Source organism: Ralstonia mannitolilytica (genome assembly GCF_905397375.1).
GTDB classification, from domain to species: Bacteria; Pseudomonadota; Gammaproteobacteria; order Burkholderiales; family Burkholderiaceae; genus Ralstonia; species Ralstonia mannitolilytica.
Genome location: NZ_CAJPVG010000002.1, coordinates 217,490 through 233,806, shown reverse-complemented (window position 1 = coordinate 233,806; position 16,317 = coordinate 217,490). Strand labels below are relative to the sequence as shown.

Annotated in this window: 18 protein-coding genes and 4 pseudogenes; 12 read left to right on the top strand and 10 right to left on the bottom strand. The window is 59.9% G+C overall.

All coding sequences use genetic code 11. From position 1 onward, the window contains the following. Positions 1-110: 110 nt before the first annotated feature. A complete protein-coding gene (locus tag KHN96_RS06755) occupies positions 111-344 on the bottom strand; it encodes a LexA family protein (RefSeq protein WP_045667424.1) in 234 nt (77 codons plus the stop codon). 385 nt (positions 345-729) lie between these two features. Between KHN96_RS06755 and KHN96_RS06750 the strand changes: the two genes are divergently transcribed. The 7 genes and pseudogenes from KHN96_RS06750 to KHN96_RS06725 all read left to right on the top strand — a co-directional run bounded on the left by KHN96_RS06750 (position 730) and on the right by KHN96_RS06725 (position 5,380). Further along, positions 730-1,185 (top strand): DUF2924 domain-containing protein, encoded by a 456-nt coding sequence (locus tag KHN96_RS06750; RefSeq protein WP_045667425.1) that lies wholly within the window; start codon positions 730-732, stop codon positions 1,183-1,185. After that, the gene (locus KHN96_RS06745) at positions 1,182-2,549 is read left to right on the top strand and encodes a recombinase family protein (RefSeq protein ID WP_115043993.1); all 1,368 of its coding nucleotides are present in this window, start codon (positions 1,182-1,184) and stop codon (positions 2,547-2,549) included. The genes KHN96_RS06750 and KHN96_RS06745 overlap by 4 nt, the downstream gene beginning before the upstream one ends. A gap of 178 nt (positions 2,550-2,727) precedes the next feature. Beyond that, the gene (locus KHN96_RS22760; RefSeq protein ID WP_244855849.1) at positions 2,728-2,889 is read left to right on the top strand and encodes a DNA-binding protein; all 162 of its coding nucleotides are present in this window, start codon (positions 2,728-2,730) and stop codon (positions 2,887-2,889) included. A gap of 10 nt (positions 2,890-2,899) precedes the next feature. Next, positions 2,900-3,379 (top strand): hypothetical protein, encoded by a 480-nt coding sequence (locus KHN96_RS06735; protein WP_045667429.1) that lies wholly within the window; start codon positions 2,900-2,902, stop codon positions 3,377-3,379. A gap of 3 nt (positions 3,380-3,382) precedes the next feature. Further along, positions 3,383-3,670: pseudogene (locus tag KHN96_RS23000) on the top strand (BRO-N domain-containing protein); the annotation flags it as partial. Between the two features lie 61 nt (positions 3,671-3,731). Next, positions 3,732-4,121: pseudogene (locus KHN96_RS06730) on the top strand (DNA-methyltransferase); the annotation flags it as partial. Then, on the top strand, positions 4,118-5,380 hold the full coding sequence (locus tag KHN96_RS06725) for a site-specific DNA-methyltransferase (RefSeq protein ID WP_115043995.1): 1,263 nt from the start codon (positions 4,118-4,120) through the stop codon (positions 5,378-5,380). The pseudogene KHN96_RS06730 and the gene KHN96_RS06725, both read left to right, overlap by 4 nt. Here the strand turns inward: KHN96_RS06725 and KHN96_RS06720 are convergent. Next, positions 5,344-5,712, bottom strand: coding sequence for a hypothetical protein (locus KHN96_RS06720; RefSeq protein ID WP_045667442.1), 369 nt, complete (start codon positions 5,710-5,712; stop codon positions 5,344-5,346). The genes KHN96_RS06725 and KHN96_RS06720 overlap by 37 nt on opposite strands. A gap of 97 nt (positions 5,713-5,809) precedes the next feature. Beyond that, a pseudogene (locus KHN96_RS06715) lies at positions 5,810-5,929 on the bottom strand (DUF3489 domain-containing protein); the annotation flags it as partial. 25 nt (positions 5,930-5,954) lie between these two features. Here KHN96_RS06715 and KHN96_RS22755 point away from each other — a divergent pair. From KHN96_RS22755 to KHN96_RS06695, 4 genes are all read left to right on the top strand, one after another. Further along, on the top strand, positions 5,955-6,437 hold the full coding sequence (locus KHN96_RS22755; protein ID WP_309473639.1) for a hypothetical protein: 483 nt from the start codon (positions 5,955-5,957) through the stop codon (positions 6,435-6,437). After that, positions 6,410-7,561, top strand: coding sequence for a hypothetical protein (locus tag KHN96_RS06705; protein WP_244855848.1), 1,152 nt, complete (start codon positions 6,410-6,412; stop codon positions 7,559-7,561). The genes KHN96_RS22755 and KHN96_RS06705 overlap by 28 nt, the downstream gene beginning before the upstream one ends. 109 nt (positions 7,562-7,670) lie before the next feature. Next, positions 7,671-7,877: a DUF6900 domain-containing protein gene (locus KHN96_RS06700; protein WP_115043997.1), complete on the top strand. Its 207-nt coding sequence runs from the start codon at positions 7,671-7,673 to the stop codon at positions 7,875-7,877. 95 nt (positions 7,878-7,972) lie between these two features. Continuing rightward, entirely contained in the window at positions 7,973-8,473 is a 501-nt protein-coding gene (locus KHN96_RS06695; RefSeq protein WP_115043999.1) for a DUF3489 domain-containing protein, read from the top strand. Positions 8,474-8,652: 179 nt separating this feature from the next. Here the strand turns inward: KHN96_RS06695 and KHN96_RS06690 are convergent. From KHN96_RS06690 to phnC, 7 genes and pseudogenes are all read right to left on the bottom strand, one after another. Continuing rightward, a pseudogene (locus KHN96_RS06690) lies at positions 8,653-9,348 on the bottom strand (DUF262 domain-containing protein); the annotation flags it as partial. 15 nt (positions 9,349-9,363) lie between these two features. Then, positions 9,364-10,275 carry a helix-turn-helix transcriptional regulator gene (locus tag KHN96_RS06685; RefSeq protein ID WP_211888714.1) on the bottom strand — a complete coding sequence of 304 codons (912 nt, stop codon included), beginning with the start codon at positions 10,273-10,275 and terminating at the stop codon, positions 9,364-9,366. A 624-nt stretch (positions 10,276-10,899) separates the two neighbouring features. Continuing rightward, a complete protein-coding gene (locus KHN96_RS06680) occupies positions 10,900-11,766 on the bottom strand; it encodes a LysR family transcriptional regulator (protein ID WP_231108837.1) in 867 nt (288 codons plus the stop codon). A gap of 14 nt (positions 11,767-11,780) precedes the next feature. Further along, on the bottom strand, positions 11,781-12,791 hold the full coding sequence (locus KHN96_RS06675; RefSeq protein ID WP_009238667.1) for a phosphonate dehydrogenase: 1,011 nt from the start codon (positions 12,789-12,791) through the stop codon (positions 11,781-11,783). Between the two features lie 24 nt (positions 12,792-12,815). Next, positions 12,816-13,613, bottom strand: a complete 798-nt coding sequence (phnE, locus tag KHN96_RS06670; protein WP_009238668.1) for a phosphonate ABC transporter, permease protein PhnE — start codon at positions 13,611-13,613, stop codon at positions 12,816-12,818. Positions 13,614-13,625: 12 nt separating this feature from the next. After that, the gene (phnD, locus tag KHN96_RS06665; RefSeq protein WP_024973167.1) at positions 13,626-14,486 is read right to left on the bottom strand and encodes a phosphate/phosphite/phosphonate ABC transporter substrate-binding protein; all 861 of its coding nucleotides are present in this window, start codon (positions 14,484-14,486) and stop codon (positions 13,626-13,628) included. Positions 14,487-14,488: 2 nt separating this feature from the next. Next, on the bottom strand, positions 14,489-15,307 hold the full coding sequence (phnC, locus tag KHN96_RS06660) for a phosphonate ABC transporter ATP-binding protein (RefSeq protein WP_115044001.1): 819 nt from the start codon (positions 15,305-15,307) through the stop codon (positions 14,489-14,491). A 253-nt stretch (positions 15,308-15,560) separates the two neighbouring features. Here phnC and KHN96_RS06655 point away from each other — a divergent pair, with 253 nt between their 5' ends. Further along, the gene (locus KHN96_RS06655) at positions 15,561-16,280 is read left to right on the top strand and encodes an NYN domain-containing protein (RefSeq protein WP_115044003.1); all 720 of its coding nucleotides are present in this window, start codon (positions 15,561-15,563) and stop codon (positions 16,278-16,280) included. Positions 16,281-16,317 lie beyond the last annotated feature (37 nt).

Genomic DNA, 16,317 nt, shown 5'->3' with positions numbered 1-16,317 from the left:
GCGCCGGCGGCGATCAGGCCGACGACCTCCTTCCACTCCTTCGTCCTTGGCAGAACCCCGAGCCGAACATGCCCCATCCTGTTTCCCCCGTAGAGATCAGTGCATCGCCGTCAATCGTCGCGCTTGATCACGACGATGCTGCGTGCCTTCTTTGCTTCCTTCCTCACATACCCCTTGCGCACCAACTGTGTGATCTGTTCATGAGCGCTGGCGTGGCTGATCCCCAGCGCCTCGGCCAGCTCCTTGACGGTGGGCGGCAGGCCTGTGCTGTCGAGGATCTGACAGATCGCCCTCAACGTCCTGGCCTGCGGCTCCGTAATCCCCTCGGTCTTTCGCTTGCTCATGGCTTTGCTCCTGGCCGACGCGTGCAATATATGACCTGATGAATATCAGGTCAATGGAGGCGACCCGGCGCGAAATCTCTCCGAACCGGCTGCTGACCGAAGGTGCGTCGCCCCCCGCTCATGCCGGTTGAAACGGGATACTCCGACCGCCGCTCGGGCATATTCTTCGTGACGGTCTGATGATTTCACTGGGTACCGATATGACCGTCGAACAAACACTCCCCGAATTGATGTCGCCCTGCGCCCGGGCGCGCGAGGCCGCAGCCATCCTTGCGGCCGCCATTGCCCGCCTGCATGCCACCCGCCCCTGCGACAGCGAGATTTCTCTTGGCTTCCCGGCAGCCGAGCGCGTTCATACAAACCCCTCTACAGAAGGAGTTTGCCAATGAATGCATCGACAACCGGCCCGTCCCTGGCGGCGCAGATCGCCAATCTGCCCAAACTGCCCATGAGCGAGTTGTGGGCGCTTTGGGACAAGTATTTCCCGCGCCGCCCGCCGCACCACAACCGGAACTATGTCGAAGGTCGGCTCGCCTACAAGATCCAGGAGGAAGCGCTGGGCACCAAGCTCGAGGTGCAGACGCAGATGGCGCGCATCGGCGAAGCGCAATCGAAGATCAAGACGCAGCGCGGCGTCGAAGTCCAGGTGGTGCCGGGCACCGTGCTGGTGCGCGAATTCGACAACCGCGAGCACCGCGTGACCGCGCAGGCCGACGGCAGCTTCGAATATGAAGGCCGCCGCTTCAAAAGCCTGTCTGGCGTCGCGCGCCACATCACCGGCACCCAATGGTCGGGACCGCTGTTCTTCGGCATCACCAAGACCAAGCGGGGTGGGAAATGAAAGCGGTGGTCACCAAGAAACGCTGCGCCGTCTACACCCGTGTGTCCACGGACGAGCGTCTCGATCAGTCGTTCAACTCGCTCGACGCCCAGCGCGAGGCGGGTCAGGCCTACATCGTGAGCCAGCGCGCCGAGGGCTGGCTGCCGGTGGGCGACGACTACGACGACGGCGGCTACTCGGGCGGAAACATGGAACGCCCGGCCTTGAAGCGCCTGCTGGCCGACATCGTCGCCGACCAGATCGACATCGTGGTGGTCTACAAGATCGACCGCCTGACCCGCAGCCTGACCGACTTCGCCAAGCTGGTGGAGGTGTTCGAGCGCCACAAGGTGTCGTTCGTGTCGGTCACCCAGCAATTCAACACCACGACCTCGATGGGACGGCTGATGCTCAACATCCTGCTGTCCTTCGCCCAGTTCGAGCGCGAGGTCACGGGCGAGCGCATCCGCGACAAGATCGCCGCCAGCAAGCGCAAGGGCTTGTGGATGGGCGGCTACACGCCGCTGGGCTACGAGATCAAGGACCGCAAGCTCGTCATCGAGGAAAAGGACGCCGAGATCATCCGGCGGATCTTCACGCGCTTCACCGAGCTGCGCTCGATCACCGACGTCGTCCGCGAACTCGCCCTCGAAGGCCTGACCACCAAGCCCAACCGTCTCAAGGACGGCCGCGTGCGCAACGGCACGCCGATGGACAAGAAGTACATCTCCAAGGTGCTGCGCAATCCGATCTACGTCGGCGAGATCCGCCACAAGGGAACGGTGTTTGCCGGGCAGCACGAGCCGATCATCACCCGCCAACTGTGGGATCGGGTGCAGGGCATCCTGGCCGAGGATGCCTACGAGCGGATGGGCAAGACCCAAACCCGCCACAAGACCGATGCCTTGCTGCGCGGGCTGATGTACGGCCCCGACGGCGGCAAGTACCACATCACTTACAGCAAGAAGCCCTCGGGCAAGAAGTACCGCTACTACATCCCCAAGGCCGACAGCCGCTACGGCTACCGCAGCAGCGCCACCGGCATGATCCCGGCCGACCAGATCGAGGAAGTGGTGGTGAACCTGCTGATCGGCGCGCTGCAGTCGCCCGAGAGCATTCAGGGAGTCTGGAACACCGTGCGCAGCCAGTACCCGGAGATCGACGAACCGACCACCGTGCTGGCCATGCGCCGTCTCGGCGAGGTCTGGAAACAACTGTTCCCCGCCGAGCAAGTGCGTCTGGTCAATCTGCTGATCGAGCGTGTCCAGCTCCTCTCCGACGGCGTCGACATCGTCTGGCGCGAGTCCGGCTGGCGGGAGCTGGCCGGGGAACTGCGTCCTGACAGCATCGGCGGCGAGATGCTGGAGCTGGAGGCACTGTCATGAACCGCTCATCCAAGAAGCTGATCAGCGATGGCAAACCCCACGAGCGCCGCCAGGCGGCGTCGGTGGCACACCGGACCGCAAACCCGGCGTCGGTTTCAGTTCGACGCCAACTTCTGAATCCACGGCGCTATCCGAGCGGCGCTTCCTCTCCGAGGCCGAACTCGCCCAACGCTGGGGCATGTCCCCCAAGACACTGACGCGCTGGCGCGGCCTCGGCCGGGGCCCGGTCTTCAACAAGTTCTCGAAGAAGGTGGCCTATCCCCTCGATGGCAAGAACGGCGTGCTCGATTACGAGAAGCGCCACGTCTATGCCTCGACGTCCGAACGTGTGCAGGCGTGAGGAGATGACCATGAACGAACTCACCATCTTCCCCGCCGACATCGCCGCGATGTCCGTCAGCCAACTGGCCGCACTGCCGCCCGCGCAGAAAGCCGAGATCGACAAGAACCTCGATGCGGCCATCGACTGGCTGAAGAAGGCGCGCAACAAGTTCGATGCCGCGCTGGAGCAGTGTTACGGCGAGCAGGCCCGCGCCGCGCTGCGTGAATCCGGCCGCGATTTCGGCACCGCTCACATCAGCGATGGCCCGCTGCACATCAAGTTCGAGCTGCCCAAGAAGGTCAGCTGGAACCAGCAGCAACTGGCCGAAATCGCCGAGCGTATCGTGGCTTCGGGCGAGAAGGTCGAGGGCTACCTCGACATCAAGCTGTCCGTCTCCGAATCCCGCTTCACGAACTGGCCGCCTGCCTTGCAGCAGCAGTTCGCCGCCGCTCGCACCGTGGATTCCGGCAAGCCGTCGTTCCGGCTGGCCCTGGTCTCGGAGGACTGAACCATGAACACCCAACTGATCCCATTCGCCTTCGAAGGCTTGCCCATCCGTGTGACCACGGATGCACAGGGCGATCCCTGGTTTGTCGCGGCCGATGTGTGTGCCGCGCTCCATCTGCCCGATACCCACAAGGCCGTCGCCCGCCTGGACGATGACGAAAAGGGGCGGAATTCAATTCCGACCCCTGGCGGCGAGCAGGACATGACCATCGTCAACGAGCCGGGCTTGTACAGCCTCGTGCTGGGCAGCCGCAAGCCAGAGGCCAAGCGCTTCAAGCGCTGGGTCACGCACGAGGTCTTGCCGGCGATCCGCAAGACGGGCAGCTACGCCGTTCCCGGCGCACTGGCGGCCTTGGACGCACAAGGGGCTGCCCACGCAAGACAACCGCATCCCCGACTCGGTGATCCGCGTGATGCGCCACAAGGGCAAGATCGGTCAGGACATCGATCACCCGGCCGTGTTCCCGGTGGCCCTGCCGGAGTTCGTCATCGAGGCCTACACGGACGCGGGCGACATCGTGTTCGAACCCTTCGGCGGCAGCGGCACGACGATGCTGGCCGCCGAGCGCACCGGTCGCATCTGCCGTACGGTGGAGATCGCGCCCGAGTACGTGGACGTGGCCATCAAGCGCTTCCAGCAGAACCACCCCGGCATACCGGTCACCTTGACCGCCACCGGTCAGTCCTTCGAGCAGGTCGCCGCTGAGCGCGCCACCACCCCTGATGCCGAGGTGGTGGCATGAACTGGCTGGCCGACAAGATCGAACAGTGGCCGACCGCCAAGTTGCTGCCCTACGCCCGCAACGCGCGTACCCATTCCGAGGAGCAGGTGGCGCAGATCGCCGCCAGCATCGCGGAGTTCGGATTTACCAATCCGATCCTGGCGGGCAGCGACGGCATCATCGTCGCTGGCCACGGTCGTCTCGCTGCCGCCCAGAAGCTGGGTCTGGAACGGGTACCGGTGGTCGTGCTCGATCACCTGACGCCGACCCAGCGCCGAGCCCTGGTCATTGCCGACAACCGCATCGCAGAGAACGCAGGCTGGGACGACGCGATGCTAAGGATCGAACTGGAAGCCTTACAACTCGAAGGCTTCGATCTGGACATCACCGGCTTCGACGCCGACGCTCTGGCCGAACTGATCGCAGGAGACGAGCCGGACAACGAGGGTCAGACGGATGAGGATGCGGTGCCCGAGGTCAGCGAGACACCCATCTCGCGTCCGGGCGATGTCTGGATCATGGGCCAGCACCGACTGCTGTGCGGCGACTCGACCGTGGCCGAGAGCTACGAGCGGTTGATGCAGGGCGACCTGGCGGACATGGTCTTCACCGACCCGCCGTATAACGTGAACTACGCCAACAGCGCCAAGGACAAGATGCGCGGCAAGGATCGCGCGATCCTGAACGACAACCTGGGGGATGGCTTCTACGACTTCCTGCTGGCGGCATTGACGCCGACCGTGGCGCATTGCCGGGGCGGTATCTACGTGGCGATGTCCTCCAGCGAACTCGATGTACTGCAGGCGGCCTTTCGCGCCTCGGGCGGTCACTGGTCGACCTTCATCATCTGGGCCAAGAACACCTTCACGCTGGGCCGCGCCGACTACCAGCGCCAGTACGAGCCGATTCTGTACGGATGGCCGGAGGGCGCGCAGCGGCACTGGTGTGGCGACCGCGACCAAGGCGACGTGTGGAGCATCAAGAAGCCGCAGAAGAACGACCTGCACCCGACGATGAAGCCGGTGGAGTTGGTCGAGCGCGCGATCCGCAATTCGAGCCGCCCCGGCAACGTGGTGCTCGATCCCTTCGGCGGTTCCGGCACGACGCTGATCGCAGCGGAAAAGTCAGGTCGCGTTGCGCGACTGATCGAACTCGATCCGAAGTACGTGGATGTGATCGTGCGCCGATGGGAAGAGTTCACCGGGAAGCAGGCCACCCGCGAGGCGGATGGCGCGTTGCTTGATCAGGCGGCGAGCGACTCGTCGACGATCTCGCAGTGAATCACGAAGCCCGTCAGGTAAGGCAGGCCGCGCGGGATGCCGTATTGCTTGCTGGTCTGGCGGCCAATCGTCCAGCCCATCCAGCGTTGGGTGGCTGCGTTGATCGCGTCCGCCAGGGCCTTGCCCTCGTAACGCCCGTTCTGGACGTCGTCGGCAAAGTGGCGTCCGTGGCGGCTGTCGAGGAAGGCCCGAACCGATTCGAGGGGCTGGCCGGTGGCGTCCGAGATGGCGTTCATGGCCAAGGGCCATGCGGCGCTGGCGTGTTCGTTCATCGTGCCCCAAAAGCCCCAGGCTTCGTTCTGGGTGGCGGGGATCTGCGTGGTGGTGTTCATCTCTGGCTCCTTCGGGTTGATCGTTGCGACACCCGTAGTAACGCGCTGTTCGATTGAGAAGCCAAGCGCCGCTTGGCCTCTTTCTCGATCATTCTGATCAGGCGATGCGGTACACCCGCTCGCCGCCCTGCGGCTTGTCCGACACGATGGTCAGGCCCAGCTTCTTCTTGAAGGCCCCGGCAAAGGTGCCGCGCACCGTGTGTGCCTGCCAACCGGAGCCCTACGCCGAGGTGTGGGACTTCGTGCGCGATGCCGACTTTGAAGCCACCGAGCACGCCGAGACCATCAATGACTACCTGTCCTGGCTCAACCGCGTGGACTTCAAGGACTGGGTGCCCCCGGCACTGGTCTACTTCAAGCGTTTCCGGCAGCAACCCAAACTGCTCGCAGAGTTTTTCCAGTCACTGGAACGCCTGACCTATTTCCTGTTGGTCACAAAGGTGGGCATCAACGAGCGCATAGAAACCTACGCTGCGCTCACCAAGGAAATCGAGCCGGAAACCTTCAAGGGGGATCTGGCCGCGCTCACAACGCTCAGGCGTTCTACAACGTCTCCGAGTTCACGCTCGCCACGCTCAAGGCCAGCAGCCAGGGCCAGCGCCTGCGCGAGGACTTCATCGCCTACCTCGATGGCTTCTCGCCGAACGTCCAGGAGATCCTCACCAAGTTCAAGTTCCGCGACCAGATTCAGACGCTGGTGGATGCGCATGTTCTTGGCTACCTGATCGAGGACTTTCTCGACCCCGAGATCAACCTGTCGCCGATGCCGGTCAAGGACGCCGACGGCCGCATCAAGCTGCCCGCGCTGGACAACCACGGCAAGGTGCAATTGATCGACGCCAGCCAGTGGTTTCAGCCGCTGCGCCGTAACCTTGGCAAGAAAAACTGCGAATTGTCCGAGGCCGACATCCAGCGCATCGTCGATCTCTACCTCGGGCCACCGCAGGACACGCCGGAGAGCAAATGGTTCGACACCGCCGACTTCGGCTACTGGAAGATCACCGTCGAACGCCCGCTGCGGCTCAAAAGCCAGCTCAAGCGCAGCGCCATCGAGAGCCTGCGCTTCGCCAGCGGCGATGAGGCCCTGCGCGCCGAGATCTGGGCCAAGTACGGCGACAAACTCTACGCCGAGTTCCCCAAGCTCAAGCCCGAGATCGAGGCGTGGCTGAAGGGCGATATCGGGGAAGAGAACGACGATGCGCAAGGCGATGAGGACGAGGGCGCGCCCGCGAAGAAGGCGGTTCCCGAGAAGCGCCGCAAGAAGCTGCTCGATTTCGCGACCTGGCAACGCGACAAGACCCTGATCGAGCTGGCGCTGCTCGCGCAGCAAGAGCTCGGCGACGGCGTGTTCGACGACCACAACGAGTTCCGCGCTCGCTTCGAGGCGGCTATGGCCAAGCACGGCAAGAAGCTTGCCGCCACCGAAAAGAAGGCCATCTTCAAGGCCGTGAGCTGGCGTGACGAAACGGCGCCACCGGTGATTGCCAAGCGCACCAAGCTGAAAAAGGACGAGCCCTTCGAGCCGGGGCTCGACGGCGTGTACCTCGAGGTGGCGGGCAAAGACCGGTTCTTGGTCGAGTACGAGCCCGACACCGACTTGCGCGATACCGAGCAGGTGCCGCTGAAAGCACCCGGCGGCATCGATGCCTTCTTCCGGCGTGAGGTGCTGCCCCACGCGCCGGACGCCTGGATCGCGCGTGAGGCCACCAAGATCGGCTACGAGATCTCCTTTGCCCGCCACTTCTACAAGCCCGCGCCGCTGCGCTCGCTGGAGGAGATTCGCGCCGACATTCTCGCGCTGGAGCGGCAGACCGAAGGTTTGCTGAGCAAGATCGTGGGAGGGGCGTGATGGTCGTGGCGAACGCTTATCCGAGCTACCGGCAGCCGAAAATGCGCTGGTTCCATCGGGAACAGCGCGTTCATCACGTCACGCCAACCAACCCCGAAAGGAAAACGCCATGAGCCAGATCGACACCATCCTCACCCTCATCGCCCAGAAGCATCTCGGCATCGAAACCCTGCAGACCCGCAACGCCGACAGCCTCGACTTCCACGACACGGCGGTGTGGTGCCTCAAGGACGCGTTGGAAGCGGCCTTCAAGGCGGGCGTCGAATTTGCCGCATCGAGCCAGAAGGCCACGGAAGCGGAAATCGCCAAGGACTGACGGGAAAGCCGCCAAGCCAAGCAGAAAGCGCTTGGCTTCAGTCCCGGACAGCGCGTTCATCACATCGTCATCCACCACCCCCGAAGGAGCAGCCCATGACCACCGCCAACCTGACCCCGGCCCAGCACGCCATCCTGGCCAAGGCCATCAACACCAGCAGCGGCAAGATCGACTGGTTCCCCGACAACATCAAAGGCGGCGCACGCAAGAAGGTGCTCGACGGGATGTTCAACCGTGCCCTGATCACCAACGACGGCACCGACTGGTTCGTCGCCGCCGAGGGCTACGACGCCCTGGGAATGCCGCGTCCCAGCGTGAACAAGACGGGCATCGGGCAATTCGAAGCCAATCTCGACCAGATCATCGCCAACGCTGAAGGCGCGTCAGCCGCCGCGAGCGATCCCGAACTGGAAGCCGCCGTAAACGCCGCCGAAGCAACGTGGGCCAAGCCGCGCACCCGCGACAACAGCAAGCAAGCCGAAGTGATCCGGATGCTGCAACGCCCCGAAGGCGCAACCATCAGCCAGATCTGCACCGCCTGGATCACATTGCCAATAAGGTCAGCCGGGGTTTTGTACTCGGTGACGTACTCCTGAAATTCTTTGACGAGTGTTGCTCGCTGCTTTTGCTTTGCGTAGATCGTGCGGATGTGGCCAAATAACTCGCCGAAGGCATCGCGCCCCAACTGGCTTTCGATCGCGCTCCACTTCTTCGAATAGGCGCGCGCCTTGTCTTCCCCGCCGATGCGTCGGATCGAACCGAGCACTTCCGCCTTAATGATGTCGATGGGTGCCAAATCGAGCCCACGATTGTTCAGTACCGAGAAGATGCGGTAGGCCGCTTCGAGGTCGGGTGTGGAAATGACGACCAGGGAGCAGTCGTTCGCGAGGAATTTCCACAGGGCATTCAAGTCGTCAGGCGACAGGGCCTTGGCCTTTTCGAGCAGCAGCGTGGCGTTTTCGCGGTAACGCAGACGGCTGTCTTTCAGCTTGTCCGTACTGGCGACCAACTGTGCGATGCCACCCGGCTCCTGGATGTACTGACGGAAGAACGCCGCATCTTCCTCGCGGGCGGTGAATCGGTAGCCGGTGGCCTTGCCCAGCATCTCGTCCCCCTCTTCGTAGAGGAAAGGGGTCACGCTTTTGACGCCTGGTGGGTAGTTGGCCGCCTCCCACGCTGCGCGCAGGGCCGCAAACAGGATCGTGAGCGTGGTCAGTCGCTGCTGGCCGTCAACGACCATCGCCTTGGGGTCGCGGTCGTTCTTGATCAGGACGATGCTACCCAGGAAGTATTGGCTTGTGGCCCCGTTGGCCCGGGCGTCCTGCATCGCCGAGTACAGATCATCGAACAGCTCTGTGGCCTGCTCGGTTGTCCAGGCGTAGGGGCGCTGGTAGTCCGGAATCTCGAACTGGTAGCTGCCTTCGAAGATCTCCCGGATCAGCTTGTCGTGGGCTTCAAGTGTCTTGGCCATTGCGCTTGTTCTTTCCTATCGTTTCTTGGGGCTGCTCGGAGCTTGATACCCTGGCGCGAGCTTTGCGTTCTCAACGCCGTACAGCGCCAGCGGATCGCTGAGCCATAGGCGGTACTGTTCTTCCTTGAGGCGGTGGTCGGGCGAGCAGTCCACGCTCCAGCGCAGCAGCATGTAGCCCGCGACGGCGGCGCGAACGCGCATCCGGATCGAGCCGTCGGTCATCCCGTAGTCCATCCTGATGATCTCGGGGTGTTCAAGGCGCGGGTGCGGCACCAACTCCAGCTCGACGATGCGCGTCCACTGGATGTCGTTTTCCGGTCGCTCAAAGGCCTGTGGCTCCTCGTCGAGCAGCGTCGGCGCTTCGATACGGGTGACGACGAAGTCCCGAAACTCTCCGCTCTTGCGATCAAAGGCCCGGACGTGCCAGCGCAGGCCGGTATCAACCAGTGCGAACGGAACGATGACGCGCTCGGATTCACCGCTGCTCATCGAGTGGTAGCGAATGGCGACGGGGCGCTTGGCGTGGATCGCCCGGCAGACCGGAGCCAGCACATCCATCCTGGGGTTGCTCAGGGCGGTGGGCGACTCGCACGGCAGCAGCGGCTGCAAGGACTGATTCGGGCCGTTCACACCATCGCCGAAGCCCAGCGCCAGCGCCGACAGCACGCGCTGCGGGGCGTGGTTGAACAGCGGGGAGAACGCCTGCCCGATCCGGTAGATCTTGTGGCTACCGTCAAAGGTGATGTTCTGCGGCGCGATTTCCCGGTACAGCGCCAAGTCGCGCGTCGCCCCTGCCGGCGCCACGCCGAAGCGCTCAATCAGATCTGGGCGACCGATCTCACCGAAGAAGTAGAGCCGGAAGTCGATGTAGGCCAGCCGCTCGCGCTGGGCGTGGCTCAAGCTCTTGACGCGCTGGGGTTGAGTCACCGAAGGCTCCTCATCCAAGACGGACGACCGAAAGACTGCGATTGGTTTTATGTTTGTCCATTGCCAGGCAGTTCACATCATCAAACTGATGACATTATGCGCCACAACTTGGACTACAACAACACGAGCGTAGCTACGTCTCAGGAGTCGAGTTCGATTCCGTGTTCGGGGATTGAACCGGCGTCCGCAAAAGACGGCCGGACGCGACAGGGGAGAGCCAAGGGATGGTGATCAGCGTAGAATCATCGCCGAACGGTGCTCATTGGAACTCATTGCAGCCGCGATAGGCCGCGTGGCGTCGCCTCAGCACCACCACTATTTGAAAAACCAACCGTTCTCGGTTGGTTTTTTTTCGTCTGTTCCCCCCAGTGTTGGCGTGGTTTCCAGGCCTGGTCTCACGAGCGCCACCTCTGCAAAGGCGGCCTTTCCGCCCCCGCCGACGCATCTCTGTTCTCCGTTTTCTCTGGTGGCCACGCGAGCGTTCTCGAGGTCATTTCCTTTGCTGGCGCGGGTTTAGATGCGGTCGGTTGTAGTCGGCAACTCCTGTAGGGGTGGCGACTGAGGGTGACGATATGCACCGCTACGCGGTAGGCTACTCCCGGCCAGAAGCAGGCATTCGTTTTGCTATTTATATTCTATTGAGCCTAAATCCGGAGAATGGAGAATCAAATCTGCAAGGCTTGCCACCGGACCGCTTAACGAAGTTTCTGAGCGATGTACGAGATAAAGATCTTTGTAAACATCTTCTTCAATCGGAATTGCATGTAACCATCCGCTTGCCTGTTCATGCTTGACCGCGCTTTCCATCACAAGCGAGATTCCTAGCCCTGCGTGGACCGCGTGTTTGACCGCCTCGGTGCTACCTAACTGCATACCCACTGTGAACTCTGCCGAGTCGGCACCGGCATATTGTTGTAGTAGGCGCCCAGTTCCGGTAGCCGCTTCGCCTCCAAGCAAGTTCTGGGATTTTAACCACTTAAGTGGAATGGTCGACTCGGCAGCCCAAGGATGGCCGGGGCGAACAATGACAACCATCCTCTCGCGCCGCCATACTGTTGAGACGAACCCAGGACGTGAGTCCCACCACTCCATTACCGCTACATCCACTTCAAGCGTTTCCAGCAAAGCGGCAATCTCGATATTTTTGCCGATCCTCACATCGATCTTGTTTGCTAATTTATCTTGGAGCGCCTTGATATAGGGTTGTAAAAGATAAATGCCGATATTGGAGCTTGCACCAACGACCAGGCTTTTATTGTGGAGGGCTGCCGTAGCCTTATGGCTAGTACGGAGCAATTGTTCCGCATAGGGGAAAAAAATCTTTCCCTCCAATGTCAGGCTTTGCGGCATTGTTGCGCGGTCAATCAGCCGGGCCTGCAAAGACTGCTCCAGCCGCTTGATATGCTGCGTTACTGTTGGCTGGGACAATCCAGTTTGCTTCGCCGCTTCGCGAAAGCCCCCGCATTTGACGACGGCAATGAACGTCGCCACACGCTCCAGATCTATCACGCCGCCTTTACTCCCGGATACGGCTGATTAATCGCGCCCATCGGTTTTTCACCAGCGAGTGCCTGGATGATGTTCATCGCTGCCTGCCGCTCGATTTCAAGCCGAACTTCCTTGACCGCCGATCCCAAATGCGGCGTAAAAAACGTTTGTGCCGTATTGTCGAGCAGCGCCTTGGGGATAGCCTGCGGGCGATCAGCGCGTATCCATTCTTCCATCTCGAAGACATCGGCTGCATATCCAGCTAGTTTTCCAGACGCCAGTGCTGCTATCACCGCATTCTCATCCACGACCGAGCCGCGACATGCATTGATCAGGTAGCTACCGGTTTTCATCTTGGCCAACGCGGTGGCATCGATCAGATGCAGTGTCTCTGCGGCCATCGGAACCATCGGCACGACATAATCACATTTTTCGAGCAGTTCATCGAGCGTGACGCGCTGTACGTGCCAAGCCTTTTCTTGTTCGGCATTGAGCGGAATCGGATCGCAATACAAGAGATTCATTTCAAAGCCAGCCAAGCGCTGGGCGATTGCACGGCCGACCGCCCCCATACCAATGATGCCAAGCGTTTTTCCTGTCAAACCAGAGCCATATAGTGTCGGCCGCCAGCCTTGGAAGTGTCCGCTACGGATTTGCCTATCGCCTTCCAGCATATGCCTTGTCAAACCGAGAAGAAGGCCGATAGTCAGTTCAGCGGTCGGGATCGTAAGCAAATCCGGCACAATCGTAAGCCATACACCGTGGCGTGTGCAGGCGTTGACATCGAAGTTATCATAGCCTTTAAGCGCGGCGCCGATGACACGCAGCTTTGGACATTCCTCGAGAAACGCGCTGTCGATGCTGTCCGGCATGAAAGCCATGAGTGCATCCGCATCTTTGGCTCGCGCAATTACCTCAGAACGCGGCAAGGTTTCCCGTGTGGTGTTGGGGATAACATCGGCGCTAGCGGACAACAATTCGATGATTTCCGGGTGCACCCAGTGGGTGAGGACGACTTTGGGCTTCATAAAAACCTTTGTAAGCTTTGGGAGTTATTTGAACTTGCGACGCAGGAAGGAGCTGAAGGCGTCGACGAGGGTAACCATGCCTAAAATAACCAGCAAAATAGCCGAGACATCCTGGTATTGCATGATGCGCAGAGAGCCCATCAGCTCGAACCCGATTCCACCGGCGCCGACCATGCCCATCACGGTCGAAGCACGGAAGTTGTATTCCCATCGATAGATCGCGGTATCGGCCATTTGCGGAAGCACTTGGGGAAAGATCCCATGAAAAATCACCTGCAATGGCGTGCAGCCCGCTGCATGCGCGGCTTCTACCGGTGCCGGATCGGCATGTTCGATCGATTCCGAAAAAAATTTGGCGATCATGCCAACCGAATGTAAGCCTAGGGCTAAAACACCCGGCAATGCGCCGAAGCCAACGGCTGCCACGAACAGGATGCCCATGATCAGTTCGGGTATCGATCGCAAAGCGTTTAACAGGCCGCGTGTGGCTTGATACACGAGTGGATGAGGGCTAGTATTCCGCGCGGCGAGCACTCCTAAGGGAATGGATAGCAATACCGCGATTGCCGTGCCGGCGATACTCATGGCCAAGGTATCCAGTACCGGTTTGACCCAGGTGCCAGCCTGCGAGAAGTTCGGTGGGAACATCTCGCCGGCAATTTTTACCAGGCTTGGCATGCCATCCTTCAATCGCTCGGCATCAAATAGGCCGACGTAATACCAGCAACCGATCACAATCGCCAGCACAACGGCAAACTGCAGTATCGTGCGGTTCCATACGCGCTGGCGCTCGGCCAGAATCAAACCAAAATCAGCTTGCATGCTGTCGCTCACTTAGAACTTCGACAGATCGAGCTTGAGCAGTGTGCCAAGGCTGCGCACCACGTCATAGTCTTTGTCGCTGATCGGGCCGAAACCATCGGCTTTGAAAGGTTTCAGGACTTCCGGATCTTTGAGATTCAAGAAGGCTGCACGGATCTTTTCCTTCAGTTCCGGCTTCAGATTGCTGCGCATGGTCCACGGGTATTGCGGATATGGCTTCGATTCGGCAAGAACTTTTACTTTGTTGGGATCGACCAGTCCGCGCTGAACCAGGGATTCAAAAATCGGCTTACTCAAGCCGCCAGCCTGCGCGTGACCGTTTTGCACGGCCATGGCCACCGCGTCATGCGCACCGACAAAGTGTTCGCGATAGTTTTCGCCGGCTTTCAAACCGTTTTCCGCCAATATCGACTTCGGAATCAAATGGCTGGAGGTGGATGCCTTATCACCGTAAGCGACATTCTTGTTGACGATATCACTGATTTTGGCGATGCCGGCGCCAGTATTGGCGATCAATACGGACTGGTAGGTAGTGCTACCCTTTTGCTTCATCGCTGCGAATGGCTCGATGTCGCTCTTTTGCTTAGCCAGCACATACGACAAGGGGCCAAAATATGCCATGTCGATACGGCCGTGACGCATGGCTTCGATCATTGACGAGTAATCAGTGGTAACCACCAGCTCAATTTTCTTTCCCAGCTCTTTTTCCAGATAGATTTCGAGCGGCTTGTTGTTTTTAATTACGGTCGATGCGTTTTCGTCCGGCAGCAGCGCAACTTTGAGCGTTTCTGGATCGGGATTGGATGATGCATGGCCAATGCTGCAGACGGCGGCAAGCAAGACAGACATTAATGCGGATGCGAGTTTTTTCATAATCAATCCTTTACGGTAGCAAGTTGCATGGGAAATGAAGTATCGATAAGCCGTTCCTCTCGAGCGTCTTGTGGAACGCTCAAAGAAGAACGGGGTACTTGTTCATACAGCGTGTCGTAACTGGCTTGATCCAAAGTCTGCGGGGCGGCATCAAAAATGACTCGGCCATGGGACAGGCCAATAATACGGTCGGCATAACGTTGAGCGAGGTCTACCTGATGCAGGCTGACGACCGCCGAAATCCCGTCCTCTTTACAAATGCGGTGCAGCAGACTTAGCACTCGCTCTGCAGTAGCAGGATCGAGGCTGGCTACCGGTTCATCAGCCAACACCAGTTTAGGTTGCTGAGCCAGAGCCCGGGCAATACCGATGCGTTGCTGCTGGCCGCCGCTCAATGCGTCGACACGGCTTAAGGCTTTGTGCAATAAGCCGACTCGGTCCAGACTTTGCAGGCATATGGATTGATCCTTCGCCGGGAGGGGGAATAGACTGCGTAATGCCGTGTGGTAGCCCATTCGGCCCATCGAAACGTTTTGCAAAGCCGTCAGTCGGCCAATCAATTGATGCTGTTGAAACACCATGCCAGTCTGTCGGCGATGCATGCGCAATGCACGCGAGTTCGCCAAATTTCCTAAGCCGGCGACAATGGTGGCGCCGCGCTGCGACGCATGCAGCGAATTAATACAGCGAAGTAGCGTGGATTTTCCAGCGCCGGAAGATCCGAGCAATACGGTGAACTGTCCCTGATGGAGTTTGAGAGTGGTGGGATACAGTGCAATCGCATCACCATAACTGACTGAGACATTCTGTAGTTCGATCATGACACCTCCGGCAGATTTGAATTCGTAATCAAAAATGATGAATTGATTACGAATCTGAATTGCAGCGATGGTAATGTCGTGATATGACACCCTGATGACATCGTTGATGTCATTTTTGTGACATGGTCGCGGGTGCCTGTGAGGGAAATAAGTTGTGCTATCTATGCCAAATATAGACGTCTGCTATCGGCCACGACCGGTCGTTTGCTTACGACAGCTATCGGGTAGGCTGTCGGAAGGAGAAAACAAGACAATGGCACAAGACGCACTTCGGCTCGCTGTACTCATCGACGCGGACAACGCCAGCGCAGCGGTTATCAAGGAGCTGCTGGAGGAGGTCGCGAAGTACGGGGTCGCGACTGTGAAGCGCTCCTACGGTGACTGGACTACGCAAAACCTGGTGGGTTGGAAGGATCACCTCCACCGCCATGCAATCCAACCGATGCAGCAGTTCGCCTACACCAAGGGCAAGAACAGCACGGACAGCGCCTGCATCATCGACGCCATGGACTTGTTGTACGGAGGCAATGTAGATGGCTTCTGTCTCGTCAGCAGCGACAGCGATTTCACTCGACTTGCCACTCGCCTACGGGAGGCCGGCAAGGTCGTTTATGGGTTCGGGGAACGCAAGACTCCAGACGCTTTCATCGCGGCTTGCGACAAGTTCGTCTTCGTTGAGGTGTTGAAACAACCTGCCACAGGCGTAGACCCTGGGTTACCCGTACAGGTGAAAGACGTTCCGCCCCTTCACGGTCTGCTGTCGCACGCAGTGAAAGAGACACAGCGTGACACGGGCTGGTCGTCGCTCTCAGCCGTAGGCTCCTTCATCAGCAAAAACCACGCATCATTTGATCCGCGGAACTACGGCTTCAGCAAGCTCAGCGACCTGGTGCGCAAGCAACACCACTACCTGGAAGTCAAGGAGACCACAGATGCTGCAGGCTTAAATCACTTGCACATCAAGCTGAAGTAGTCCCATTTGGATGACCCAGCCTCCTCATGCGCGCGTG

Coding starts and splice junctions, on each gene's coding strand:
- KHN96_RS06755 (WP_045667424.1), bottom strand. CDS start 344: ATGAGCAAGCGAAAGACCGAGGGGATTACGGAGCCGCAGGCCAGGACG.
- KHN96_RS06750 (WP_045667425.1), top strand. CDS start 730: ATGAATGCATCGACAACCGGCCCGTCCCTGGCGGCGCAGATCGCCAAT.
- KHN96_RS06745 (WP_115043993.1), top strand. CDS start 1,182: ATGAAAGCGGTGGTCACCAAGAAACGCTGCGCCGTCTACACCCGTGTG.
- KHN96_RS22760 (WP_244855849.1), top strand. CDS start 2,728: ATGTCCCCCAAGACACTGACGCGCTGGCGCGGCCTCGGCCGGGGCCCG.
- KHN96_RS06735 (WP_045667429.1), top strand. CDS start 2,900: ATGAACGAACTCACCATCTTCCCCGCCGACATCGCCGCGATGTCCGTC.
- KHN96_RS06725 (WP_115043995.1), top strand. CDS start 4,118: ATGAACTGGCTGGCCGACAAGATCGAACAGTGGCCGACCGCCAAGTTG.
- KHN96_RS06720 (WP_045667442.1), bottom strand. CDS start 5,712: ATGAACACCACCACGCAGATCCCCGCCACCCAGAACGAAGCCTGGGGC.
- KHN96_RS06700 (WP_115043997.1), top strand. CDS start 7,671: ATGAGCCAGATCGACACCATCCTCACCCTCATCGCCCAGAAGCATCTC.
- KHN96_RS06695 (WP_115043999.1), top strand. CDS start 7,973: ATGACCACCGCCAACCTGACCCCGGCCCAGCACGCCATCCTGGCCAAG.
- KHN96_RS06675 (WP_009238667.1), bottom strand. CDS start 12,791: ATGAAGCCCAAAGTCGTCCTCACCCACTGGGTGCACCCGGAAATCATC.
- phnE (WP_009238668.1), bottom strand. CDS start 13,613: ATGCAAGCTGATTTTGGTTTGATTCTGGCCGAGCGCCAGCGCGTATGG.
- phnD (WP_024973167.1), bottom strand. CDS start 14,486: ATGAAAAAACTCGCATCCGCATTAATGTCTGTCTTGCTTGCCGCCGTC.
- phnC (WP_115044001.1), bottom strand. CDS start 15,307: ATGATCGAACTACAGAATGTCTCAGTCAGTTATGGTGATGCGATTGCA.
- KHN96_RS06655 (WP_115044003.1), top strand. CDS start 15,561: ATGGCACAAGACGCACTTCGGCTCGCTGTACTCATCGACGCGGACAAC.